The 24,266-nt window shown below is 62.3% G+C and carries 25 protein-coding genes and 1 tRNA gene; 19 read left to right on the top strand and 7 right to left on the bottom strand.

Going from position 1 to position 24,266, the window contains the following annotated elements; translation table 11 throughout:
* The first annotated feature begins 99 nt into the window (after positions 1-99).
* From scpA to AC13CE_RS01675, 7 genes are all read left to right on the top strand, one after another.
* Positions 100-2,262, top strand: coding sequence for a methylmalonyl-CoA mutase (scpA, locus tag AC13CE_RS01705; protein WP_482971277.1), 2,163 nt, complete (start codon positions 100-102; stop codon positions 2,260-2,262).
* Positions 2,259-2,720, top strand: coding sequence for a DMT family transporter (locus tag AC13CE_RS01700; RefSeq protein WP_473822483.1), 462 nt, complete (start codon positions 2,259-2,261; stop codon positions 2,718-2,720). The genes scpA and AC13CE_RS01700 overlap by 4 nt, the downstream gene beginning before the upstream one ends.
* Positions 2,717-3,727, top strand: coding sequence for a biotin synthase BioB (gene bioB / locus AC13CE_RS01695; protein WP_482971276.1), 1,011 nt, complete (start codon positions 2,717-2,719; stop codon positions 3,725-3,727). Before AC13CE_RS01700 ends, bioB begins: the two co-directional genes overlap by 4 nt.
* A 121-nt stretch (positions 3,728-3,848) precedes the next feature.
* A complete protein-coding gene (locus AC13CE_RS01690; RefSeq protein WP_482971275.1) occupies positions 3,849-4,628 on the top strand; it encodes a heme-dependent oxidative N-demethylase family protein in 780 nt (259 codons plus the stop codon).
* Positions 4,629-4,763: 135 nt separating this feature from the next.
* Entirely contained in the window at positions 4,764-5,198 is a 435-nt protein-coding gene (locus AC13CE_RS01685) for a hypothetical protein (RefSeq protein WP_221540083.1), read from the top strand.
* 82 nt (positions 5,199-5,280) lie between these two features.
* Entirely contained in the window at positions 5,281-7,347 is a 2,067-nt protein-coding gene (locus AC13CE_RS01680) for an ATP-binding protein (RefSeq protein ID WP_482971274.1), read from the top strand.
* 181 nt (positions 7,348-7,528) lie between these two features.
* The gene (locus AC13CE_RS01675) at positions 7,529-7,786 is read left to right on the top strand and encodes a hypothetical protein (RefSeq protein WP_221540078.1); all 258 of its coding nucleotides are present in this window, start codon (positions 7,529-7,531) and stop codon (positions 7,784-7,786) included.
* Positions 7,787-7,792: 6 nt separating this feature from the next.
* Here AC13CE_RS01675 and AC13CE_RS01670 read toward each other — a convergent pair whose 3' ends face one another.
* Genes AC13CE_RS01670 through AC13CE_RS01660 form a run of 3 tightly spaced genes read right to left on the bottom strand, consistent with a single transcriptional unit; the run spans position 7,793 to position 9,938 of the window.
* The gene (locus AC13CE_RS01670; RefSeq protein WP_482971273.1) at positions 7,793-8,257 is read right to left on the bottom strand and encodes a GNAT family N-acetyltransferase; all 465 of its coding nucleotides are present in this window, start codon (positions 8,255-8,257) and stop codon (positions 7,793-7,795) included.
* Between the two features lie 11 nt (positions 8,258-8,268).
* A complete protein-coding gene (gene aroB / locus AC13CE_RS01665) occupies positions 8,269-9,378 on the bottom strand; it encodes a 3-dehydroquinate synthase (RefSeq protein ID WP_482971272.1) in 1,110 nt (369 codons plus the stop codon).
* Positions 9,369-9,938: a shikimate kinase gene (locus AC13CE_RS01660; protein ID WP_482971271.1), complete on the bottom strand. Its 570-nt coding sequence runs from the start codon at positions 9,936-9,938 to the stop codon at positions 9,369-9,371. Before AC13CE_RS01660 ends, aroB begins: the two co-directional genes overlap by 10 nt.
* Positions 9,939-10,008: 70 nt before the next feature.
* On the opposite strand from AC13CE_RS01660, the gene AC13CE_RS01655 reads away from it, so the two are divergent.
* The 5 genes from AC13CE_RS01655 to AC13CE_RS01635 all read left to right on the top strand — a co-directional run bounded on the left by AC13CE_RS01655 (position 10,009) and on the right by AC13CE_RS01635 (position 15,423).
* Complete coding sequence (locus tag AC13CE_RS01655) at positions 10,009-10,149, top strand: hypothetical protein (RefSeq protein ID WP_221540071.1); 141 nt, start codon at positions 10,009-10,011, stop codon at positions 10,147-10,149.
* On the top strand, positions 10,146-11,990 hold the full coding sequence (locus AC13CE_RS01650) for a hypothetical protein (protein WP_482971270.1): 1,845 nt from the start codon (positions 10,146-10,148) through the stop codon (positions 11,988-11,990). The genes AC13CE_RS01655 and AC13CE_RS01650 overlap by 4 nt, the downstream gene beginning before the upstream one ends.
* Before the next feature lies 1 nt (position 11,991).
* Positions 11,992-12,870 (top strand): tyrosine recombinase, encoded by an 879-nt coding sequence (locus AC13CE_RS01645; RefSeq protein ID WP_482971269.1) that lies wholly within the window; start codon positions 11,992-11,994, stop codon positions 12,868-12,870.
* 10 nt (positions 12,871-12,880) lie between these two features.
* Positions 12,881-13,825, top strand: coding sequence for an acetyl-CoA carboxylase carboxyltransferase subunit alpha (locus tag AC13CE_RS01640; RefSeq protein ID WP_221540064.1), 945 nt, complete (start codon positions 12,881-12,883; stop codon positions 13,823-13,825).
* 119 nt (positions 13,826-13,944) lie between these two features.
* On the top strand, positions 13,945-15,423 hold the full coding sequence (locus tag AC13CE_RS01635) for a M48 family metalloprotease (RefSeq protein ID WP_482971268.1): 1,479 nt from the start codon (positions 13,945-13,947) through the stop codon (positions 15,421-15,423).
* A 92-nt stretch (positions 15,424-15,515) separates the two neighbouring features.
* Here the strand turns inward: AC13CE_RS01635 and AC13CE_RS01630 are convergent, their stop codons facing one another.
* Entirely contained in the window at positions 15,516-15,698 is a 183-nt protein-coding gene (locus AC13CE_RS01630) for a Flp family type IVb pilin (RefSeq protein ID WP_482971267.1), read from the bottom strand.
* 130 nt (positions 15,699-15,828) lie between these two features.
* On the bottom strand, positions 15,829-16,044 hold the full coding sequence (locus AC13CE_RS01625; RefSeq protein ID WP_482971266.1) for a Flp family type IVb pilin: 216 nt from the start codon (positions 16,042-16,044) through the stop codon (positions 15,829-15,831).
* A 47-nt stretch (positions 16,045-16,091) separates the two neighbouring features.
* Between AC13CE_RS01625 and AC13CE_RS01620 the strand changes: the two genes are divergently transcribed.
* Positions 16,092-16,514, top strand: a complete 423-nt coding sequence (locus AC13CE_RS01620) for a (deoxy)nucleoside triphosphate pyrophosphohydrolase (protein WP_482971265.1) — start codon at positions 16,092-16,094, stop codon at positions 16,512-16,514.
* 44 nt (positions 16,515-16,558) lie between these two features.
* A tRNA-Arg gene (locus AC13CE_RS01615) sits at positions 16,559-16,635 on the top strand.
* A 145-nt stretch (positions 16,636-16,780) separates the two neighbouring features.
* Here the strand turns inward: AC13CE_RS01615 and AC13CE_RS01610 are convergent.
* Entirely contained in the window at positions 16,781-17,179 is a 399-nt protein-coding gene (locus AC13CE_RS01610) for a metallopeptidase family protein (protein ID WP_482971264.1), read from the bottom strand.
* Positions 17,180-17,272: 93 nt separating this feature from the next.
* Here AC13CE_RS01610 and AC13CE_RS01605 point away from each other — a divergent pair, with 93 nt between their 5' ends.
* The 4 genes from AC13CE_RS01605 (at position 17,273) to AC13CE_RS01590 (ending at position 21,457) form a co-directional block, all read left to right on the top strand.
* On the top strand, positions 17,273-17,764 hold the full coding sequence (locus AC13CE_RS01605; protein WP_221540053.1) for a hemerythrin domain-containing protein: 492 nt from the start codon (positions 17,273-17,275) through the stop codon (positions 17,762-17,764).
* Between the two features lie 2 nt (positions 17,765-17,766).
* Complete coding sequence (locus AC13CE_RS01600) at positions 17,767-19,329, top strand: phospholipase D-like domain-containing protein (RefSeq protein ID WP_482971263.1); 1,563 nt, start codon at positions 17,767-17,769, stop codon at positions 19,327-19,329.
* Positions 19,326-19,937: a GTP cyclohydrolase I FolE gene (gene folE / locus AC13CE_RS01595; RefSeq protein ID WP_482971262.1), complete on the top strand. Its 612-nt coding sequence runs from the start codon at positions 19,326-19,328 to the stop codon at positions 19,935-19,937. The genes AC13CE_RS01600 and folE overlap by 4 nt, the downstream gene beginning before the upstream one ends.
* A gap of 146 nt (positions 19,938-20,083) precedes the next feature.
* Positions 20,084-21,457 (top strand): transposase, encoded by a 1,374-nt coding sequence (locus tag AC13CE_RS01590; RefSeq protein WP_482971261.1) that lies wholly within the window; start codon positions 20,084-20,086, stop codon positions 21,455-21,457.
* Positions 21,458-22,137: 680 nt separating this feature from the next.
* Here AC13CE_RS01590 and AC13CE_RS01585 read toward each other — a convergent pair.
* Positions 22,138-22,617 carry a redoxin family protein gene (locus AC13CE_RS01585; RefSeq protein WP_482971291.1) on the bottom strand — a complete coding sequence of 160 codons (480 nt, stop codon included), beginning with the start codon at positions 22,615-22,617 and terminating at the stop codon, positions 22,138-22,140.
* Between the two features lie 173 nt (positions 22,618-22,790).
* Between AC13CE_RS01585 and ahcY the strand changes: the two genes are divergently transcribed.
* The gene (ahcY, locus tag AC13CE_RS01580; protein ID WP_482971260.1) at positions 22,791-24,200 is read left to right on the top strand and encodes an adenosylhomocysteinase; all 1,410 of its coding nucleotides are present in this window, start codon (positions 22,791-22,793) and stop codon (positions 24,198-24,200) included.
* Positions 24,201-24,266 lie beyond the last annotated feature (66 nt).

Raw genomic sequence — 24,266 nt, 5'->3', positions numbered from 1 at the left:
GTTCGTGCTGAGCCTGTCGAAGCACCGTCCTTCTTTGTGGACAACGGGACCGCTAGAAGCAAGGACTGCCCTTCGACAGGCTCAGGGCGAACGGATGTTATGGCTGAAGATAAGACCCCCACTTACGACGACTGGAAAGCCCTCGCCGACAAGGAGGTGAAGGGCCGCGACCTCACCTGGCACACGCCCGAAGGGATTGAGGTCAAGCCGCTCTATACCAGGGAGGATACCGCCGATCTCGAGCCCGGTGTGCCCGGCATCGCGCCGTTTACGCGCGGGCCCTATGCCTCGATGTACACCGGCCGTCCGTGGACCATCCGGCAGTATGCCGGCTTCTCCACCGCCGAGGAATCGAACGCCTTCTATCGCCGCAACCTTGCCGCAGGCCAGAAGGGGCTTAGCGTCGCTTTCGACCTCGCCACACATCGCGGCTATGACAGCGACCACCCGCGCGTGGTCGGCGATGTCGGCAAGGCTGGCGTCGCGATCGACACCGTGCGCGACATGGAAATCCTGTTCGACCAGATCCCGCTCGACACGATGAGCGTCAGCATGACGATGAACGGCGCGGTGATCCCGGTGCTGGCTTTCTACATCGTTGCGGCAGAGCGGCAGGGCGTGAGCCAGGACAAGCTTTCGGGGACCATCCAGAACGACATTCTCAAGGAGTTCATGGTCCGGAACACCTATATCTACCCGCCCGAGCCGAGCATGCGGATCGTCTCCGACATCATCGCATATACCTCGGCCAATATGCCGAAATTCAACAGCATTTCGATCTCGGGCTATCACATGCACGAAGCCGGGGCGACGGCTGTGCAGGAACTCGCCTTCACCATCGCCGACGGCAAGGAATACGCCAAGCGCGCCATGGAGGCGGGCCTCGATATCGATGCCTTCGCGCCGCGCCTATCCTTCTTCTGGGGCATCGGCATGAACTTCTTCATGGAGATCGCCAAGATGCGCGCCGCGCGTGCGTTGTGGCACGACGTGATGGAAGGGCTGGGCGCGCAGAACCCCAAGTCGAAGATGCTGCGCACTCACTGCCAGACGAGCGGTGTGAGCCTGCAGGAGCAGGATCCATACAACAACGTCATCCGCACCACGATCGAAGCGATGGCCGCGGTGCTCGGCGGCACGCAGTCGCTCCACACCAATGCGCTGGACGAGGCGATTGCGCTGCCGACCGATTTCAGCGCCCGCATCGCGCGCAACACGCAGCTGGTGATCCAGGAAGAGACCGGCATCACCAATGTCGCCGATCCGCTGGGCGGAAGCTATTATATTGAAAGCCTCACCGCCGCTCTGGTGGAAGAGGCGAAAAAGATGCTCGACGAGGTCGAGGCAGCGGGCGGCATGACCGAATATGTCGCCAGCGGCAAACCCAAGGCAGCCATCGAAAGCGCCGCCGCCACCAAGCAGGCCAGCGTCGACCGGGGCGAGACGGTGATCGTGGGCGTCAACAAGTACCGCCGCGACAAGGAAGACGAGATCGACACGCTCGATATCGACAACCACGCCGTGCGCCAGAGCCAGATCGCGCGGCTGGAGAAGGTGCGCGCAGGCCGCGATGCCATGGCCTGCCGCGCTGCGCTCGACGCGCTGGCTCGCGGAGCGGCGCAGCGTGACGGCAACCTGCTCGGTCTTGCAGTGGAGGCTGCCCGCCACGATGCCACGTTGGGCGAAATCAGCCAGGCGATGGAAGACGCCTATGGCCGCTACGACACGCTGCCCACGCCCGTGCGCGGCATCTATTCCAAGGCCTATGCCGAAGATGATCGCTATGCCCAGGTCGTGGAAGGCGTGAAGGCGGTCGAACGCCGCCTCGGCCGCGCGCCGAAGCTGATGGTCGCCAAGATGGGGCAGGACGGGCACGATCGCGGCGCAAACGTGATCGCCAGCGCCTTTGCAGACATGGGCTTCGAGGTCGTCTCCGGCCCGCTGTTCCAGACCCCCGCCGAAACCCGCGACATGGCGCTCGATAAAGACGTCGACGCCATCGGCGCGAGCAGCCTCGCCGCTGGTCACAAGACTCTGATCCCCGAACTCATCGGCCTGTTGAAAGAAGCGGGCCGCAGCGACATCAAGGTGATCGCCGGCGGCGTGATCCCGCAGAAGGATTACGACTTCCTGCGCGATGCCGGGGTGCAGGGTATTTACGGCCCGGGCAGCAATGTCGTCGAATGCGCGGCGGACGTGCTGCGCCTGCTGGGGCACAACATGCCGCCGGCGGGCGAAGATCTCGACGAGGCGGCGGAGTGAGTGAGCCCTCTTCGAGCGCCTTCGTCCCGATAGCCGCGATGATGTTCGCGGCAGGGCTGGGCATTCCGGTCTTTGCCGCGCTCAATTCCGCCCTCGGCCAGCAGCTCGGCGGACCGGTGGCCGCCACCGCGGTGACTTTCGCAGTGGGCTTTGTGATCGCTGCTGCGATGCTCGTCGTTACCGGCTTTCCCGATCCTGCTTCGTTCACATTCGAGCGGCCATGGCTCTGGATCGGGGCGGTGGTCATGTTGTTCTACGCCACATCGGTGGCTTTTTCCGCGCCGCGCATCGGCCTTGGCAATGCGATATTCTTCGTGCTGCTCGGCCAGATCGTGGCCGCGGCCATAATCGATCACTTCGGCCTGCTGGGCTCCATCCAGAGCGCGATTACTTTCAAGCGCGCGCTTGGTCTGGTTGTCATGGCGATCGGCCTCTATCTTGCCAGGAAGCCTGTATGACTCAAATCCGCACCGACTGGACCCGCGAGGAAATCGCGGACCTTTTCGACCTCCCTTTCACAGAGCTGCTCTTCCGCGCGGCCACGGTCCACCGCGAGTTCCATCCGCCCGAGCAGGTCCAGCTCTGCACGCTGCTCAGCATCAAGACCGGCGGCTGCCCCGAGGATTGCGGCTATTGTTCGCAGTCGGTGAAGGCGGACTCCGGCGTCGAGGCGACCAAGTTGATGGAGGTGCAATCGGTCCTCCAGCGCGCGGCGCAGGCGAAGGATGCGGGCTCCCAGCGCTTCTGCATGGGCGCCGCCTGGCGCAACCCCAAGGACCGCGACATGCCCGCGATCGTCGAGATCGTGAAGGGCGTGCGCGCCATGGGCCTCGAAACCTGCATGACGCTGGGCATGCTAACGCCGAAGCAGGCGGACATGCTCAAGGAAGCGGGGCTCGATTATTACAACCACAATGTCGACACCGGGCCAGAATATTACGAGCGTGTGATCTCCAGCCGCAAGTACGAGGACCGGCTCGACACGCTCCAGAACGTGCGCGATGCGGGCATCAATGTGTGCAGCGGCGGGATCGTCGGCATGGGCGAAACGCGCGAAGACCGGGTCGGCTTCGTCCACACGCTCGCCACGCTGGAGTGCCATCCCGAAAGCGTGCCGGTCAATGCGCTGGTGCCGGTCAAGGGCACGGTGCTGGGCGATATGCTGGCAGACACGCCGCTCGCCAAGATCGACGATATCGAATTCGTTCGCACCGTGGCGGTGGCGCGCATCTGCATGCCGATGAGCATGGTGCGCCTGTCCGCGGGCCGCGAAAGCATGAGCGAAGCCACGCAGGCGCTGTGCTTCATGGCGGGTGCGAATTCGATCTTCACCGGCGACAAGCTGCTCACCGCGCCTAACGCGGGCGATGATAGCGATGCGGCACTGTTCGCGAAGCTCGGGTTGACGCCGCTGGAGCAGGAAGAGCCGATGCGGGCCTGCAAGGTAGCGGAGCCGGCGGAGTGAACAACCGTCTCCATCCGTTCGCCCTGAGCCTGTCGAAGGGCCGTACTTTCTTCAAGCGCCGCGCTTGTCGATTGGAAGGACGGTGCTTCGACAAGCTCAGCACGAACGGAATGGGGGGATAGTGCTCGGCTTCTCCGTCGACGAACTGCTGCCAAAGGCGCGTGGCGGGGGCGTGCTCAAGATGGGGCTCGCCAAGCTGGACGAGAGCGAGTGGCTCCAGCCCGACCCGGATCTTGCCGTGCGCGCCGAGGGCTTCGCGGCCTATCCCGAAGGCGTCCAGCTATTGCCCGAGGTCGAGGCTCCGGGCGCGGAACTCGCCACTATGCTCGGCATCTCCGGCGGCCTGCCCGAAGCGGCGGCTGCGCATCACGAGGATATGTGCCTGCTCACCCTTCGCCCGGGCGACGAGCAATACCGGCTCATCGGCGCGGCGGTGGCCTGGCCATCAGACTGGGAGCCTGCCGCAAAGCTGGGCCTGCCGCTCCGCGCGCTGCATGCCCCGATCCAGGGCTATGAGGAGCAGCTCGGCAGCGGCGTCGACAATTTCATGGCGAAGCTGAAGCCCGGCGCGATCTACGGGCGCTGCAACTGGTTCATCGCTGCTACGGGGGAGCGCCGCTGGGTGGCCGAGCCGCCCGAACGGGCCTTTGCCCATGTCACGCCCGAAAACGCGGGCGAAACGTTGTTCGTCCGCTCCGAACGCCAGACCCTGAGTCGTCTGCCCGAAACTGGCGCGGTCCTCTTCACCATCGGCATCTATGTCGCTCCGCTGGGCGAGCTATCGAAACAGAACATTGCGCGACTCGCGGAGGCCATGCCCCGCCTGCTGGACGGTGAAGGCGACCGCCGCGGCGCGGATTCCTATGCCCAGGCCCTGACTAGATATTCGGCAAGCCTCTGAACCGGAAACCGAATCCGGAAGGCTTGACAGGCCAATGAAACAGGCCTCCCATGCGCGGCGCTGGGGGTACATCAGCATTATCAAAAATCGGATCGCTTCTTAGGGTGGTATTCCTGTTTCAGGGGAGAAGACTGCATGAAGAAGTTACTTTTGACCGTTGCCGCAATCGGCATGGGAATGTCCGCCGCATCCGCACCGACCGCCGCCAGCGCGCAGGAAATGCGCGAGGTCGACTGGTACAATATCAGCATGATCAAGTGGAAGTCCGGCAAGGGCGAACGCGCGCACGAAATCATCGAGATGTTCGAAAAGGTCGACGAAGCACTGGGCCGGGACGACGTGATCGATTTTCACATGCAGACGGGCGAATGGCATTCGATCGTCGCCTTCAAGATGAAGGACGGACCTGCCGCAATGGCGTGGAAGGAAAATCCTTACGAGAAGGAATGGGAAGCCGAATTCATCAAGCAGGTCGGCGGCGAGGACAAGGCCAAGGCGCTGTGGGCGGAGTTCAACGATACCATTCTGGAGGAGCAACGCCACATCGGCCATATCGACGTTGGCGAATGATGCTGCCAGCATAACTTGATACCGGGCCTCCGCTGCGGCATGGGCGTTGCAACACGCTTTTTGACCGCCTCCGGAGGCCCGTTTGTTTTCCAAGATCCTGATCGCCAACCGCGGTGAAATCGCCTGCCGCGTCATCAAGACCGCCCGCCGCATGGGCATCCAGACCGTGGCGGTCTATTCCGATGCCGATGCCCGAGCGCCCTTTGTGAGAATGGCGGATGAGGCGGTGCATATCGGCCCTGCCGCTGCTGCGGAGAGCTATCTGGTTGCCGACAAGATAATCGCTGCCTGCAAGCAGACTGGGGCCGAAGCGGTGCATCCGGGTTATGGCTTTTTGTCCGAACGCGCGAGCTTCGTGGAAGCGCTGGCAGCCGAAAATATCACGTTCATCGGTCCGCCTGCGGGTGCCATCGCCGCGATGGGCGACAAGATCGAGAGCAAGAAGCTGGCGAAGGAAGCGGGCGTCAATGTCGTCCCCGGCTTCGTCGGCGAAATCCGCGATACAGACCATGCGGTCGAGATCAGCAATGATATCGGCTATCCGGTGATGATGAAGGCCAGCGCCGGCGGCGGCGGCAAGGGCATGCGACTTGCGTGGAGCGAGAAGGACGTGCGCGAAGGCTTCGAGGCGACCAAGCGCGAAGGACTGAACTCCTTCGGTGATGACCGTGTCTTCATCGAGAAATTCATCGAGAACCCGCGCCATATCGAGATCCAGATCCTCGGCGACAAGCATGGCAACGTGATTTACCTCAACGAGCGAGAATGCAGCATCCAGCGCCGCCACCAAAAGGTGGTGGAAGAAGCGCCGTCGCCATTCGTCACGCCCAAGATGCGCAAGGCCATGGGCGAGCAGTGCGTCGCTTTGTCCAAGGCGGTGAATTACCATAGCGCCGGGACAGTCGAACTGATCGTCTCGGGTGCGGACCCCACGGGCGAGAGCTTCTACTTCCTCGAAATGAACACCCGCCTGCAGGTGGAGCATCCGGTGACCGAGGCGATTACCGGCGTCGATCTGGTCGAACAGATGATCCGCGTTGCGGCGGGTGAAAAGCTCGAAATCACGCAGGAAGACGTGAAGATCGACGGATGGGCGATCGAAAACCGCGTCTATGCCGAAGACCCCTATCGCGGCTTTCTGCCCTCTACCGGCCGCCTGGTGCGTTATCAGCCGCCGGTAGAGCCCTGGGCCGACGACGGAGCGGCGAATGGAAGGCGCGGCGTCGATGGAATCCGTGTCGATGATGGCGTCTTCGAAGGCGGCGAGGTGTCGATGTTCTACGACCCCATGATCGCCAAGCTGGTCACTTGGGGCGAAACGCGCGATGAAGCCGCGGACCTGCAGGTCGCCGCGCTCGATGCCTTTCGCATCGAAGGGTTGGGCCACAATGTCGATTTCCTCAGTGCGATCGTGCAGCACGAGCGTTTCCGGTCGGGCGAGCTGACCACGGGCTTCATTGCAGAGGAATATCCAGAAGGCTTCGAAGGAGCCCCGGCAAGCGGTGATCTCACCCGTGTGTTGGCTGCCGTAGGCGGCGTGATCGCCACTGCCGACGCCGACCGGGCTCGGCGGATCGAAGGGCAGCTGTCTGACGATCTCTACGCTCCCGGCGACTGGACCATCCGCATCGGCGAGCGTGAGGACGGCTCGACCAGCCATGATGTCCGGCTCGAAGAGGACGCGCTTACCGTCGATGGCGAGCAGGTCACTATCGAGATGCAGTACACGCCCGGCGAAAGCATGATCGATGTCGCACTTTACGGCGATGATACGGGCGAGGATGCCGAACCGCTCGACATATATACGATCCAGCTGAAGCCCACGCGCACCGGTTATGCCATGACCACGCGCGGTGCGACGCACAACCTACGTATCCTCCAGACCCGCATCGCCCATCTCGCCAGCCACATGATCGAGAAGGAACCGCCTGACCTTTCCAAGATGCTGATCTGTCCCATGCCCGGTCTGCTGGTGAAGCTCCATGTGGCAGAGGGCGAGGAAGTCCAGCCCGGCCAGCCGCTCGCCACGGTCGAGGCGATGAAGATGGAGAACATCCTGCGCGCAGAGAAGCAGGCAGTGGTGGGCAGGATCAATGCCGCCGAAGGGGACTCCCTTGCGGTCGATGAGGTCATTCTCGAACTCGAATAGGCGTCAGCGGCATTCCGTTTATGAAATATCTGCGCAACAGCTTGCGCGGTTGCATAGCTGAATCTTGCGAATTTGAACCTGCCCGGGGCCTTCTAGGTAAACGCGCTTTTAACGACTCGCCTCTGCGGAGATACTGATAGCCTTCGAGTCGCATGTTGAACGGACATGCAGGAGCAATCGGATGGCACACAGGGGAACAGGGTTTTTCGATACGCGGGGGCACTATTTCAAAACCCCCGAAGAGGCGACGGTCAGCGATCTCGCCAGCATTTTGGGCAAGATCGGGGATGGCGAAAGTCTCGCGCCGGGTATCGCACATATGTTGCTCGAACGCCGGAGCGAGATCGAGCGGCTGTTTGCCGAACATGATGCGATGCTGGCCGAATACCAACCAGTCGGCGCCGAAAAGGTCACGCGGCTTCAGTCGCTCGCAAGCTAAGACCCCTCACGGGGCTTGCAGGTCGAGGTGGTAGCACTGGTTGTGGGAGCCGTTCGCATAGTCTGCGAAGGCCTCTCCGCGGGCAAAGCCGTGGCGTTCGTACAGGGTGATGGCGGGAAGGAATTTCACGCTCGTCCCCGTTTCGAGGCTCAACCGGAGAAAGCCTTCGTTTCGCGACAGCGCAATCAGTCCCTCGAGGATCGCCCGCGCGGCGCCCTTGCCAAGATGTGCGGGCAGGGTGCGCATCGACTTCAGTTCCGCCGACTGCTCGTCCAGCCGTTTCAGGGCACCTATGGCGATCAGCGTGTCGCCTTCCCAGGCTCCAAGAACGGTGATTTCCGGACCCGATAGTCCTGACAGGTCCAGTGCATAGCTGGTCCCCGGCGGCGACATTTCCTCCATATCCTGCTGGTGGAAGGCGATCAGCGCGCGGACCTCTTCGTCATCGAGTGATGCTTCACGGATTTCCATGATCGCGCTTCTCAATGCACCTGCAATTGTTCGTCGAGAAATGATGCCACGTCGGCAAGCTCGACGTCGCGCGCCAGATAGGCCTCGCCAATCCCGCGCAGTAGGATGAAGGGGAGGGTGCCTGCATCCATTTTCTTGTCGTGGAGCATGTGATCGGCAAGTCTTAGGCCGGTGCACTGGAGACCAAGGGCGGAAATCTCTGCGGGGAGGCCCGCCGCATCGATGGAGCGGGTCACGCGTTCTGCCTCGTCCAGCGATATTTCGCCGCGCCGCGCCGAGTAGCGCGCCGCAAGCACCATCCCCAGCGCCACCGCTTCGCCATGTAACAGCCGGTCGGAAAATCCCGTTTCGGCCTCGAGCGCGTGCCCGAAAGTATGTCCGAGGTTGAGCAGCGCGCGCGCACCGCCGGTTTCGCGTTCGTCCTGCGCAACTATGTTCGCCTTGGCGCCCACACTGGTCGCGACCGCCTGTTCCAGCGCATCGGCATCGAGAGCCAGCACACGTTCGCCGTGTTCTTCCAGCCAGCCGAAGAAATCGGCATCGCCCAGCACACCGTATTTGAGCACTTCGGCATAACCTGCGCGCAGCTCACGCGCAGGGAGAGTGGACAAGCTGCCGAGGTCCGCCAGCACCAGCGACGGCTGGTGGAAGGCGCCGACGAGATTCTTGCCCGCCGCCGTATTGATCGCGGTCTTGCCGCCGACCGAACTGTCCACCTGGGCGAGGAGCGTGGTGGGCAGCTGCACGAAACCGCAGCCGCGCTTGAGGATGGCGCAGGCAAAACCGGTGAGGTCGCCCACAACACCGCCACCCAGCGCAAGGACATGGTCGCCCCGCTCCACGCCTTCGGCCAGCAGCCAGTCGGTCAGCTTCGCCAGGCTTTCCCAGCTTTTCGAACCTTCGCCGGGCTCGACCTCGTACCAGTGCGGCTCCTTCCCTGACGCCGACAGGGAACGCTCGATAGCTGCGCCCCAATGCGCTTTCGCATTGGCATCGGCGACGATCGGCACCCTGGTCTTGCGCAGGAATGGCGCGGCCTCGCTGGCGATATCTGCCAGCAATCCGCGCCCTATGCGCACCTCATAGCTGCGCCCCGCCAGTTCGACCGGTATCAGCGCCATGCGGCAAGTTCCTCCAGGATACGGTTGACCGTCGCCTCGTGCGGGCCATTGTCCGTGACGACATGGATTTGCGCCTGCGCGTAGGCCGGGCTGCGATTTTCCTTGAGGCTGCGCAGTATGGCGCGCGGATCACCGCTTTTGAGGAGCGGGCGCGTATCCTTGCGCGACGTTCGTTCGACCAATGTATCGAGTTCGCAATCGAGCCAGATGGCAATGCCCTTTTCCAGCACAAGCGCCCGGGTCTCGTCATCCACGAAAGCTCCGCCGCCGGTGGCGATCACGCCATGACCTTCTTCCATCAACCGGGCGATCACCCGCCGTTCCCCGTCGCGGAAATAGGCCTCTCCGTGGGCTTCGAATATCTCGGAAACGCTGCGGTCGGCTGCACGCTCGATCTCTTCGTCGGCATCGACGAAACTGCGGTCCAGCGCATTCGCCAGCCGGCGCCCGATCGTCGTCTTGCCTACACCCATGAGGCCGACGAGCACCAGCGGTCGGTCGATCCGCCCTGCCGAAGCGGCGAGCCCCCCGTTGCCGGTCATAGAGTGCGCGTTGCTCATTGCCGCTCGGCCTATAGATGCGCTAGGGCGCGGGCAAGCCATCGGATTATTGCATGAGGATACGAAAAACTTGGCCGTCAAACGTTCAGGCATTCTGTGGGTCGGATTGCTGGTAATCGTCGGAATCCTCATCGCCGCATGGATCGACGGGGGTGAGGAGCCCTTGCGGACTATCAGCCAGCCGGTGGAAATTCCGGAGGGCACGCTATGACGCGCGGCATTTTGCTGGCGGGCGCGGCGCTCGCGCTATCTTCCACGGTGGTCCTCGCCCAGCGCTCGCCCGAAAGCATCCTGCCGCCGGGCTTCGATACTCCCGCGCCCAGTCCTTCGCCGACACCCGCACCGGCTCCAACTCCAGCGCCTGCGTCCTCACCCGTGCCAGCCGCCCCTGCCGGAAGCGGTGAGGTGGTACAGCCGTTGCCGGTCGAATCCGATCCCATCGAAGCCACGGATGTCGAACTGTCAGACATTCCCTCCGTCGCCGAACTCGAGGCGATGACCACCGAGGAACTGGACGAACTCTTCGGCCTGAAGCCGCGCTACGACATTCCGCCCGCCGCCCGCCGGGCCACAACCGAAATCGGCGTGATCGGACCTCGCGAAGGCGGATTCCCTACCGGTTCTCTCGCGCGCCAGCCAGCTTCGATAGTGCGGGCCGCGCTTGGTGCGACCGAAGGGCCGATGATCTCTCGCTGGGGGCATATTCTCCTCCGGCGTGCGCTGGCCAGCCGTCTCAACGCGCCCGAGGGCATGGATCCGGTCGAATTCGCGGCGCTCCGGGCGAGCACGCTGAATACCATGGGCGAACATGCTGCGGCGCGCGCCTTGGTGCAGGATGTCGATACGGCGGAATATAGCGGTGCGCTGACCAACGCGGCCCTCGGCGCGTATCTCGGCACGGCGGATATCGTCGGCGCATGTCCCGTCGTTCGCCTCGAAGGCGTCGATGGCGAGGGCCTTCAGTGGTCGATGTTCGAGGGCATCTGTGCCGCCTACGCTGGCGAATCGTCCTCCGCCCAGAACGATCTGCGCCGCTTGCTGAACCAGACCGAGGAAGACCGGATCGATGTGCTGCTGGCGCAGCGTTTTGCCGGGGCCGCCGGGCAGGGGCGCCGGGCAGTGACCATCGAATGGGACGGCATCAATCAGATGAACCCCTGGCGCTTTGCGCTCGCGAACGCCTTGGGAGAGCCGATTCCCGAAGGCCTGTCCGAAACGCTCGATCCCTATTACCTGAAATCCTCCGCACTCATCCCTGCGCTGCCGGTCCGCCAGAGGTTGCGCGGCGCGGAAGTTGCCGCAGCCTCGGGTATTCTTTCGTCCAAGGCGATGGTCGATCTCTATTCGCAGCTTTACGCCCAGCGCGGGCAAGAGGCCGAAGAGGGGGGCGGACTGACCACTGCCACGCGCCTGCGCGACGCCTATGTCGATCCTTCGCCCGCCGCCCGGCTGGCTGCGATCAAGGATGTCTGGGGCGGAGACAATGCGGATTATGGGCGCATGGTCCTGACCGCTTATGCAGCCGCGCGTCTCACGCCCAGCGACGACTTCGCAGAAGACGCCGGTCGCCTCATCGCCTCCATGCTGACTGCCGGACTTGAACGCGATGCGCTGCGATGGACTGACGTGGTCGATGAAGGTTCGCTCGGTTGGGCGCTGCTCGCATTGGCCGACCCCGATGGCGGCGAAGTTTCCGATGGCGCGCTCGATGGATTCGTCGATGACGACGATTCGTCGAACAAGCGGAAATCCCGCATGTTGCTCGCCGGGCTCGCAGGGCTCGGTCGGACCGGTTCCGGAAATGTCGGCGAATACAGTGACCGCCTCGGCGTGAACCTTTCGGCGCCGACCGCCTGGACGGTGATGATCGACAAGGCGGCACAGGCCGACAATCCGGCGCTGGTCGCAATCCTCGCGGGATTGGGGATGCAGGGCACCGGCTGGGAACAGATGACATCCCGCCATCTCTATCAAATCGTGTCGGCCCTCAATCGCGTGGGGCTCGAAGCAGAGGCCCGGATGATCGCCGCGGAGGCGGTCGCGCGCGCCTAGCGTGAGCGGGATCGACGATTTCCTCGCCATGCTCGCTGCAGAGCGTGGAGCAGCGCGAAACACGTTGCTCGCTTATGGCCGGGACTTGAATCAGGCGGAAGAAATGCTGGGCGCGAAACTGGCCGAAGCGTCACCTGCACAATTGGCGAAACTGGCACAGGGCTGGTCTTCGCTGGCGCCTTCCACGGTGGCGCGCAAGGTTTCGGCGCTTCGCCAGTTCTTCGGGTTTCTGGTGGACGAGGGCGAACGGGAGGACGATCCGACCCATGCCCTGCCACGCCCGGTGCCGCGCAGGCCATTGCCGAAGATTCTAACCCATGCGCAGGTCGAGGCATTGTTCCTCCGCGCCGAAGACGAGGCTGCGAGCGACCGTCCCGATGCCGTGCGCCTGCTCGTAATGCTAGAGCTTCTCTACGGCTCGGGCCTGCGCGCGACCGAGCTCGTCTCGCTCCCCTTGTCGGCCGTCCCCCGGGACGAACCTTTCCTGACCGTGACCGGGAAGGGCGGGCAGGCCCGGCTGGTCCCCGTCAGCAGACGGGCGCGGCACGCGCTCGGACGATGGCTGGCGATCCGTCCATCGGGTTCACGCTACCTGTTCCCATCGCGCAACAGCCACCTGACGCGCATCCGTCTCTACCAGTTGCTGAAGCAGCTGGCAGTGCGTGCTGACCTGCCGCCCGAAAAGCTGAGCCCGCATGTGCTGCGCCACGCCTTCGCCACACACCTGCTCGAGGGAGGGGCGGATTTACGCGCCTTGCAGACGCTGCTCGGCCATGCCGATATTGCCACCACGCAGATATACACCCATGTGGATGCTTCACGGTTGGTGAAGCTGGTCAATGAGCGCCACCCGCTTGCACAGCTGCGCCGCAGCGACTAGCGGACTTGCGATGATTTCCTATCTTGAATTCGAAAAGCCGGTCGCCGAACTCGAACAGCGCATTGCCGAACTGCGGGCAGCTTCCGAAGGCGACGAAGTCGATATCTCTAACGAGCTGAAAAGGCTCGAGGCGAAGAGCGCTGCGCTGCTCGAAAGCACTTACGAATCGCTGACACCGTGGCAGAAGACGCAAGTCGCGCGGCATCCATCGCGCCCGCATTTTCGCGATTATGTCGAGCATGCTTTCGAAGAATTCATGCCGCTGGGCGGGGACCGTGCCTTCGGCGAAGACGAAGCGATCATGGGCGGCTTTGCGAAGCTGAATGGCCGCAAGGTCGTGCTGATCGGGCACGAAAAGGGGAACGATACCGCCAGCCGTATCCGGCACAATTTCGGCATGGGCAAACCCGAAGGCTATCGCAAGGCGATCAGGCTGATGGAACTGGCCGGGCGTTTCGGCCTGCCGGTCGTCACGCTGGTCGATACTTCGGGGGCATTCCCCGGGGTCGAGGCCGAAGAGCGCGGACAGGCCGAGGCAATCGCCCGGTCGACCGAAGCCTGCCTTGCCCTTCCTGTCCCAATGGTGGCGAGCATCGTGGGCGAGGGCGGCTCGGGGGGCGCAGTCGCGCTGGCAAGTGCCGAACGCGTACTGATGTTCGAACACGCCGTTTACTCGGTTATCTCTCCCGAAGGCTGCGCCTCCATCCTCTGGCGCACGGCCGAAAAGGCACCCGATGCTGCCGAAGCGATGAAGATCACCGCCCAGAACCTCGAAAAGCTCGGCGTGATCGACCGTATCGTGAAAGAGCCCGTCGGCGGTGCCCATCGCGATCCGCGGGCAGCGGCCAAGGCACTTGGCGATGCAATCGGCGAAGAACTCGATATGTTGTCGCGCAACTCCGGCGATGAGCTGAAGCGCATGCGAGAGGAACGTTTCCTGCAGATCGCAGGCTGAACATCGGCAGACAGGCGACGGGAACAAGCGTTCGCCCGCCAAGTTTCTCCTTCCATAGACAGAACTTACGGGCGTGAGGGCATTTGTCCGTGCGTCTGCAAAAAGGGGAGCCTACCTAAATGCCCAGCTTCAAGTCACTCGCCGCCGCCTCGACCGCCACGCTATCGCTTGCTCTCGGGGGTTGTGCCGCCCTGCCCGGGGGCGGAAATATACCCGGCGCATCGGAACCGATCACGCAGAGCGAAGCCCAGATCGGCGCGGAAGCGCACCCGCAGCTGCTCGCGGAATTCGGTGGCGCGATGACCGGCCCGCAGGCACAATATGTCGAGCAGGTCGGCCAGAATATCGCCGTCCAGTCCGGTCTCGGCAATGCGCGGGAAAGCTTTACGGTAAGCCTCGTCAACAGCCCGGTAAACAACGCCTTCGCGATTCCGGGCGGCTATGTTTACACCACGCGTCAGCTCGTCGCGCTGATGAACAACGAGGCGGAACTGGCGGGCGTACTCGGCCACGAAGTCGCCCACGTCGCGCTGCGTCATTCGCAGCGTCGACAACAGACTGCCACGCAGAATCAACTACTCGGCGTTGGTGCGGCGATCCTTTCCAGCGTGCTGCTCGGCAGCAACCCGCTTGGTCAGCAGATCGGCCAGGCCGCACTGCAAGGCTCGCAGATGCTGACGCTGAAGTTTTCCCGCAGCCAGGAGCTCGAGGCCGACGTCAAGGGTATCGAATACCTGAATTCTGCCGGTTACGATCCTCGAGCCATGGCGACAGTGCTTGCCAGCCTGGCCGCACAGAATGCGCTTGATGCGCGGCTGCAAGGACGCGACGATGCGCGGATGCCCGAATGGGCGTCGACCCACCCCGATCCCGCCAGCCGGGTGCAGTCCGCCCTCAGCCGGGCACAGGGCATGACCGGTGTGACCAACCGTGACACGTTCCTTAGCCGGATCGACGGGCTGACCTATGGCGACGATCCCGCACAGGGTATCGTCGAGGGCCGCCAGTTCATTCATCCGGATCTGCGCCTGTCCTTCCAGGCACCGCAAGGCTTCTACATGGTCAATGGCACCACTGCCGTGACCGTCAACGGCCAGAGCGGCAAAGCCCAGTTTACGATGGCCCAGTATAACGGCAATTTGCAGACCTATGTGAACAGCGTCTTTGCGGGTCTGAGCCAGCAGCAACAGATCCGTCCGGCGAATATCCAGACGACGACGGTGAACGGTCTACCTGCCGCTTATGGTACTGCGCGCGTCAACGGCAGCAGCGGGCAGGTTGACGTGACGGTCTTCGCTTATGAATTCTCGAACGACCGGGCTTATCATTTCCTCGCGATTACCCCGGCCGGCCGGGCCAGCACGTTCAACCAGATGTTCGCTTCCATGCGCCGCATCACGCAGCAGGAAGCTGCAAATGTGGTGCCGCGCGTTCTGGATGTCGTTACGGTGCAGCGCGGCGACACCGTAAGCTCGCTTGCCCGCCGCATGGCCTATTCGGATGCGCAGGAAGAACGCTTCCGTGTCCTCAACGGCCTGTCATCGGGCCAGGGCGTCAGCGCCGGACAGAAGGTCAAGATCGTGGTGCGGGGAAGGTAATATCACGCACTGTTCGTCGCGAATTGTAGGCGAATAAGAGAAAAGGCGGCGAGGTTTCCCCCGCCGCCTTTCTTTTTGGCTAGGCCAGTCGATCAGACGCCGGCGTTGTTCGCCGTCGACATCGTATCCTTCACGGTCGTGAAGGTTTCGGTAAGCTCGGTGCCCAGAGCGCCCATGGCGGTCATGGCAGCGACGGCGATCAGAGCAGCGATCAGGCCGTATTCGATAGCGGTTGCGCCTTCTTCGTTCTGGCGCAGCTTTTTGATGAACTTCATGTGTAGTCTCCTGGTTCAGTCTTCGGTACCCGACTCTCGCCGCGTCCAGACGGCTTGAGCTATCCTCGTTCTGACGCCGACTGGTTGACAATTCGTAACCGGATCGGCGTAATTCTTGACCAAATGGGAATTAATCTCCCGCCGACCCGACTTGCGAAGAAATGTTATTCCACATTTCAATCGTCTCTTGTCCGAAGGCTTCGACTGCTCCCATTATCGCGAAGAAAATCAGCGCGAGGATCAGCCCGTATTCGACAGCGGTGGCGCCGTTTTCATCGCGTTCCAGTCTTTTCAGAAAATGGACCACTCGACTTGCCCCCAATGTCAATTCGTAGCTGACACTCATTGGGTAATCCGGCAGGTCTTAAGAAAAAGTTGCGAGGCAGGATCGTTTTGGAAAATAATCCGACATGGACACCCGTTGTCGCGCTCGCTCTTGGCGATGCCGAAGGACGCTGGCTGATGCACAAACGCCCGAAGCACAAGCATCACGGCGGGCTCTGGGAGTTCCCGGGCGGGAAGGTCGAAACCGGCGAAACGCCGGTAAATGCGCTGGTCCGCGAAATTCGCGAGGAGCTCGATATAGCCCTGGAGGCGGATCGCCTGACGCCCGCGGCATTCGCCCAGGAAGATGGTGCGGCCCATGAATGCCCGATTGTCATTCTTCTTTACACATGCCGCCAGCCCGGCTGCGAGCCCCGGGCGATGGAAGGGGGGACGATCGGCTGGTTTACTCCGCGACAGATCGAAGCTCTCGACAAGCCGCCGCTCGACCGTGAGCTGGTGCAATCTCTCTTTGCAAAAATGCCGGATTAGGTGTTGCCAAGGGCGGAGCACCTGCCTATGTGCCGCCCTCCAACGCGCCAGTAGCTCAGCTGGATAGAGTACCTGACTACGAATCAGGCGGTCGGAGGTTCGAATCCTTCCTGGCGCGCCATTAAAGGCCATCCCTTGCAAAAGGGGTGGCCTTTAATGGTTCTGCCGTATGGAAAGTTCGAAATTCGGAATCGAAGCCGTGCTGTGGCGGAGAGGGGGGGCGCGAAGCGACCGGCCCAATCCTTCCCCTTTCCAAAGCGCAAACCCTAGTCCGCGCTTTGTTCCAACGCGTGCATGTCCTCGTCGCTGAATCCGAAATGATGCCCGGCCTCGTGGATCACGACGTGCCGCACCAGATCGTCCATCCGCACGCCGGTTTCGCGCCATTCGGCGATCAGCGGTTCGCGAAACAGCCAGATCCGGGCGGGCATGCGGTGGCTCTGCCAGATCGACCGGTCGGGCAGCGCCTCCCCTTCGTAAAGCCCGCTCAGCTCCCATTTGTCGTCGAGGTCCACAGCCGCCAGTTGCTCCGGCGTCGCGAAATCCTCCACCCGCAGCACGATGTCTCCCATCTGCACACGGAATTCGTCCGGCAGCGAAGCGACGACCGCCTCGGCCATCTGCTGCATCTGCGCCGGGGTGGGGCCGTCTTTCGAGTGCATCATGCCGGGGATATGAGCTTATCTGCACCTCGCTTCAAGCAACAGCGGAACCCGGCGAGCCCCTGCCTGTTCTCAATGCAAAGGAGAACAGCATCAATGACCGACTCTCGGGAAATCTTCGATCGACTCAAACAGGATCATGACAGGCATCGCGCCCTGCTCGACAAGCTGCTTGAAACGAGCGGCGACAGCGGCGAGCGCAAATCCCTGTTCGAAGAACTGACGAAGGAGCTCAAGAGCCACGCTTCGGCCGAAGAGCAGGCGCTTTATTCGACCATGCTGCGCAAGCCGCCGACCACGGACGAAACGCGGCATTCGGTGGCCGAGCATCACGAGATCGAGGAAGCGCTGAACGATCTTGCCGCAACCGATATGTCCGAAGGCGGATGGCTGACGAAGTTCAAGACCTTCGACCACGACTATCGTCACCATATCGACGAGGAAGAGCAGGACCACTTCCCCGATTTCGCCAAACATCTGACCGAAGAAGACATGGAGCACATGCGCTCGGTCTTCGAGCGACGCAAGAAAGAGGAGAAGTCCGAGGCGGAGATCACTCCCGAAAAGAAAGAGGATGCCAAGGAATAGGCATGCTGGAGGAGGGGGCCGAAAAGCCGGGCGAGGAAACGCCCGATCCGGAACGGGTATCCCGTCTTGAGGACGGCGAATCGCCCAGCGTCTGGCGTTATGCGAAGGTGGAGCGCGCAGCGGTACTGATCGACGCGGCGGATTATTTCGCCGCCATGCAGGCCGCGATGCTGAACGCGCGCCACCGCATATTCCTGATCGGCTGGGATTTCGACACGCGCATCCACCTGGCCGAAGGGCGGCGCTGGTGGCAGCGAAGCTACACGGACAAATATCCCGTTCGCCTTGGCAGCTTCATCGGCTGGCTGGTGCGGCATCGGCCGACGCTCGAAATCCGCATCCTGAAATGGAGCTTCGGGGTTTTCAAATTCGTGGTGCGCGGATCGATGTGGTGGGATCTCGTGCGCTGGGCCCGCCATCGCCGGATCGACTTCAAGTTCGACAGCGCCCACCCGACCGGATGCAGCCATCACCAGAAAATTGCCGTTCTCGACAACCGGCTTGCGGTGTGCGGCGGGATCGACATGACGATAAAGCGCTGGGACACGCGCGAGCACAAGGAAACGGACGAACATCGCACTACGCCGAACGGTCACGAATATGGACCCTGGCACGATGCATCCATGATGATGGAAGGCGAAATCGCCGACGCATTGAGCGATCTGGGGCGCGATCGATGGATCCGCGCCGGAGGCACGCCGCTCCTGCCGATCCAGGCGCGTGAGGACAGTCTGTGGCCCGATGGTCTGAAAGCAGACTTCGAGAATGTGGAAATCGGCATAGCGCGCACACGCGCAGCCTATCGCGACTGGGAAGCGGTCAGGGAGATCGAGCATCTGTTCGCCGAACACATCAGGCGCGCAAGGAAGTTCATCTATGCCGAAAGCCAGTACTTCGCCTCGCGCGCCATATGCGAGGCCATCTGCGAAAGGATGACCGAGGATGATCCGCCGGAAATCGTTATCGTGCATCCCCGCAATGCCGACGGCTGGCTCGAACAGCAGGCGATGGATCATGCGCGCGCAGAATTCGTCAGGAGCATATCCGAAGCCGATCACAAGGGCAGGTTCAGCATCTGGAACCCTTACACGGGCACGACACCGATCTACGTCCATGCCAAGGTAATGATCGTCGACGACCGGATATTCCGCATCGGGTCGGCAAATATGAACAACCGTTCGATGGGGCTGGACAGCGAATGCGATGTCTTCGTCGACTGCGATCGCGAGGGCAATGAGCATGCCTCCGCGGCGATCGAGAAGATCCGCCTGTCCTTGCTGGCCGAACATTGCGGGCTGGACGAAGGCGAGATCGGCGAATTGCTCGAACGGTACGGTTCGATGGCGGCCGTCATCGATCATTCGATTACCGAGGACGGGCGCAACCTCCTCCGCTATCATCCACCGGAGCTCAATGGCGCCGAAGAAAAGCTCGCCGAAAGCGGATTGCTCGACCCCGAACATCCGGATGATATGTTCGAGCCGTTTGCAAAGGGTGGTCTTTTCCGCAAGGGATCCCGCCTCGAGCGCTTTCGCTCCAGGTTCAGGAGGAAAAACGGCAAGTGAGTAGCCTTATAGGACCCGATGAGGACGATCCCCGCGGCAAACCGCCCGTGCCGCAGCACGTTCAGGATGCAATCCGTACCCTGATCGAATGGACGGGGGACGACACGACCCGTGAAGGCCTTCTCGATACGCCCCAGCGCGTCGCGCGTGCGTGGAAGGAATATTGCGTCGGCTATGACGAGGATCCCGCCGTGCACCTGGACCGTGTGTTCGAGGAAGTCGGCGGGTACAACGAGATTGTTCTTCTGAAAGACATCCCGTTCCAGTCGCATTGCGAACACCACATGGCGCCGATCATCGGCAAGGCGGCCATCGCCTATCTGCCGAATGACCGGGTGGTGGGTATTTCAAAGCTGGCCCGCGTGCTCCACGGTTTTGCCCGGCGCCTGCAGGTGCAGGAACGGCTGACCGCCGAAGTGGCCGATTGCATCTGGGAACATCTCAAGCCGCAGGGCGTGGCCGTGGTCATCGATGCCCAGCACAGCTGCATGACCGCCCGCGGCGTGCGCACGCCCGGCGTCGGCATGGTCACCAGCCGCATGATGGGCACCTTCCTCGACGATCCACGCAGCCGCGAAGAGGTGCTGAAGCTGATGGGATATGGTTGAAGAGGCGGGGCGCGGGGCCGATTGCGGACTGTCCGTTTACGACGCTATTCTGTTGAAAAACTCCCTCTTGCAGCGGTGCTAAACTATTGATTGTGCTCTGCACGCCTTCGGCTCCAGTGTTTCTGCAACCACGCGGAGACTGACTGATGATGGGCGAGCGGACGGTGATGCAGGAGGCGCTGTTCTACAGCTTCCGCATTGAGGATCATGTGCCGCAGGATCACCTGCTGCGCTCGGTTGACCGGTTCGTCGATCTGACGGGTATCCGAGAGCACCTGAAGCCGTTCTACAGCTCGACCGGGCGGCCTTCGGTTGATCCTGAGCTAATGATCCGGATGCTCCTCATTGGCTATTGCATGGGCATACGCTCGGAGCGCCGCTTGTGCGAGGAGGTGCACCTCAACCTAGCCTATCGCTGGTTCTGCCGGCTCGATCTCGATGGGTCAGTGCCCGATCACTCCACCTTCTCCAAGAACCGGCACGGCCGGTTCCGCGACAGCGACCTGCTGCGCAAGCTGTTCGAGATGACCGTCGAGCGCTGCATGAGAGAAGGACTGGTGGGAGCAGAAGGCTTCGCGGTCGATGCGAGCCTGATCCGCGCCGATGTCCACCGCCAGCGTTCGGTACCGGGAGAAGAGGGGCTCCCGCCCGAAGCTGTCGGTCGTGCGGTCGCTGAGTATCTCGAGGTGCTCGATGATGCAGCCTTCGGCGGAGCAACGCCTGTCGAGCCGAAGCGGGTCAGCCTGACCGATCCAGCGGCGCGCTGGACTGCGGCGACGCGCGATGCGGCTTTCTACTCCTACTCCACCAACTATCTGATCGACCTCGATCACGCGGTGATTGTCGATGTGGAGGCAACGACATCGGTGCGGCAGGCCGAGGTGCTTGCGCAGCGAAGGATGATCGAGCGAACGCAGGAACGCTTTGGCTTGTGGCCCGAGAAGCTCGTGGCCGACACTGCTTATGGCTCGGCGCCGAACCTTGCCTGGCTGGTCGAGGACAAGGGTATCGAGCCCCATATCCCCGTGTTCGACAAGTCTGCACGCAGCGACGGCACCCTCGCGCGGTCCGACTTTACCTATGACGCCGAGGACGACAGTTACCTCTGCCCTGGCGGAAAGCGGCTGAGACCATCCAACCGCAACTTCAAGGCCCCGCGCCCGCTGGCCAATGCCGATGGCTTCATCCGCTACCGTGCGAGCCAGAAGGACTGTCAGGCATGCAATCTCAAGCAGCGCTGCGCACCCCGCACGGCGACCCGCAAGGTCGTGCGCTCGGTCCACGAAGGCGCACGCGACCTGGCACGCGATATCTCCAAAAGTGACGCATATCTCGTCTCATGCCGCCAGCGAAAGAAGGTCGAAATGCTCTTTGCGCACCTCAAGCGGATCCTGAAGCTGGACCGCTTGCGTCTGCGTGGTCCCAACGGAGCAAAAGACGAGTTCCACCTCGCCGCCGCAGCCCAGAACCTACGGAAACTGGCCAAGATGCGGCCCATGCCGGGCCTCGCCACCGCCTGAGAGAGGCATCGGCCTCACTCGCCCTCGATCTAGAACCTTAAACCAGCGCAGCCAGCGGGGACTTTTTCAACGGAATACACCCCAAAGCAGACCATACGTCACCCCGGGAAGCGAAGCTGTGCAAAGCACACTTGATCCGGGGTGGTGCTTCTTTTCGTCGGCAGGATTGAAGTGAAGCACCGGCCCCGGGTCAGGCTCGGGGCGACGGGGTTATGCGGTGGGTGTTTTCGCTTCCGGCTAGCAGAACCGGCGAGGGCGCAAAGCGTGGATCGCCGTCCGTCAGCTGTGCCGTCTGACGCCTCTGTCCTACACGCGCGCCCCGCGGTAATGCGGGGCCTGTTCCAGGATTTTGAGGCTTGGCAATATGGGCCGAAGTTGCGTGCGGCCAGTGTGCCGCGCTGCCGCGAACCTTGGCACACGCAAAGAACAGGACATGGACCGGCCCCATTTTGAAAAGTCACATCGCCTTCGCGAAAAACGCCGCCAATATCTTGAAAAACAAGGAAACCTGTGAAAGGTCACGGGTTTGGGAGAAGCGTTGCGCGGTCGATGTGTCGGTGGATCTCGGAATGTCGGGAGCGCTTGGGCCTGCAAACGAAAAGGGCGGACCGATGCGGCCCGCCCCTCTGCGATTGTCGATAAGATACCCGGTCGGCGGCAATCCGCGCCGGTTGGGCGGCCTACAACTGGCCGAGCATGTGCTCCGCGCTGGAGACCGAGAAATCGCCCGGTGCCTCGACATTGAGCTGCTTCACGACGCCGTCTTCGACGAGCATCGAATAACGCTGGCTGCGATGGCCCATGCCGAAGCCGGAGAAATCCGTATCGAGGCCGGTGGCCTTGGCGAATTCGCCATTGCCGTCGGCCAGGACGGTGATGTCCTCGCTGCCGGCCGACTTGTTCCAGGCGCCCATCACGAAGGCATCGTTGACTGCGGTGGCGACGATTTCGTCGACCCCCTTCGCCTTCAGCTCTTCTGCCTTCTCGACATAGCCGGGCAGATGCTTGGCGGAGCAGGTGGGGGTAAACGCACCCGGCACCGCGAACAGCGCCACGGTCTTGCCCTTGAAATAGTCGGAAGATTGAACCTGTTCGGGCCCGTCGGCGGTCGCCTTGACCAGCTTCACGTCGGGCAGTGTGTCACCCACCGAAATCGTCATCACGCAATATCCTTTCGTAAACTTCCCGTTCCGTGCCCGATATACGGCATGTGACGCGTGCGACAACCACCCAGCATATAAAGATATCTTTATATTTGCGTCATGGAGGCCATATCGCTAGGGCACGCCGCGATTGGCGCATGCATGGCGTCGCACAGTTTCAGGAGCATTACGTGGCCCAGTTCACCGATTACGTCATCAAGGATATCAGCCTCGCCAATTACGGCCGCGAGGAAATCCGCATCGCCGAAACCGAAATGCCGGGCCTGATGGCCACGCGCGAGGAATATGGCGCGGCGCAGCCGCTCAAGGGCGCGCGCATCGTCGGCTCGCTCCATATGACCATCCAGACCGCCGTGCTAATCGAAACGCTGGTTGCGCTGGGCGCCGAAGTGCGCTGGGCGACCTGCAACATCTTCTCGACGCAGGACCATGCCGCCGCAGCCATAGCAGCGCAGGACATCCCGGTCTTTGCAGTGAAGGGTGAAAGCCTGGCCGATTACTGGGACTATGTCGGCAAGATCTTCGACTGGTCCACCGAGGCTGACGAAGACCTCACCGCCAACCTCATCCTCGACGATGGCGGCGATGCGACCATGTTCGCCCTCTGGGGTGCGCGCATCGAAGCGGGTGAAACGATGCCCGAGCCGCAGAATGCCGAGGAAATCGAGATGCAGCGCGCGCTCAAGGATTTCCTCAAGCGCAAGCCGGGTTATCTCACCAAGTCGGTCAAGGCGATCAAGGGCGTGTCGGAAGAGACCACCACCGGCGTCCACCGCCTCTACCACCTCGCCAAGCAGGGCAAGCTGCCGTTCCCCGCGATCAACGTGAACGACAGCGTGACCAAGTCGAAGTTCGACAACCTCTATGGCTGCCGCGAATCGCTGGTCGACGCGATCCGCCGTGCGACCGATGTCATGCTTTCGGGCAAGGTTGCCTGCGTTGCCGGATACGGCGATGTCGGCAAGGGTTCGGCCCAGTCGCTCCGCAATGGCGGCGCGCGCGTGCTTGTGACCGAAATCGATCCGATCTGCGCGCTGCAGGCGGCGATGGAAGGCTATGAAGTCGTGACGATGGAAGAGGCCGTGAAGCGGGCCGACATCTTCGTCACCACCACTGGCAATGAAGACGTGATCACCGCCGAGCACATGAAGGCGATGAAGCCGATGAGCATCGTGTGCAACATCGGTCACTTCGACAGCGAGATCCAGATCTCCGCGCTGGACAATTACGAATGGACCGAGCTCAAGCCGGGCACCGACCTGGTCAAGTTCCCCGATGGCAAGGAAATCATCGTGCTGGCCAAGGGCCGTCTCGTGAACCTCGCCTGCGCCACCGGCCACCCCAGCTTCGTAATGAGCTGCTCCTTCACCAACCAGGTGCTGGCCCAGATCGAGCTGTGGAAGAACACCGACGAATACGAGAACGACGTCTACGTCCTGCCCAAGAAGCTCGACGAGAAGGTGGCTGCGCTCCATCTCGACAAGCTCGGCGTCCAGCTGACGAAGCTCAGCCAGGAACAGGCGGATTACATCGGCGTGCCGGTCGAAGGTCCGTTCAAGCCGGAACATTACCGCTATTGATCTGTCGGATTTGGCGGCCCTGCCATCGCGGGGCCGCCAGCATTCCGGTTGCATCCGTGACGCTGG

The organism is Qipengyuania sp. B-5 (assembly GCF_056857815.1).
The sequence above is the reverse complement of the archived record's forward strand: the minus strand, read 5'-3'. Positions and strand labels throughout refer to the sequence as shown.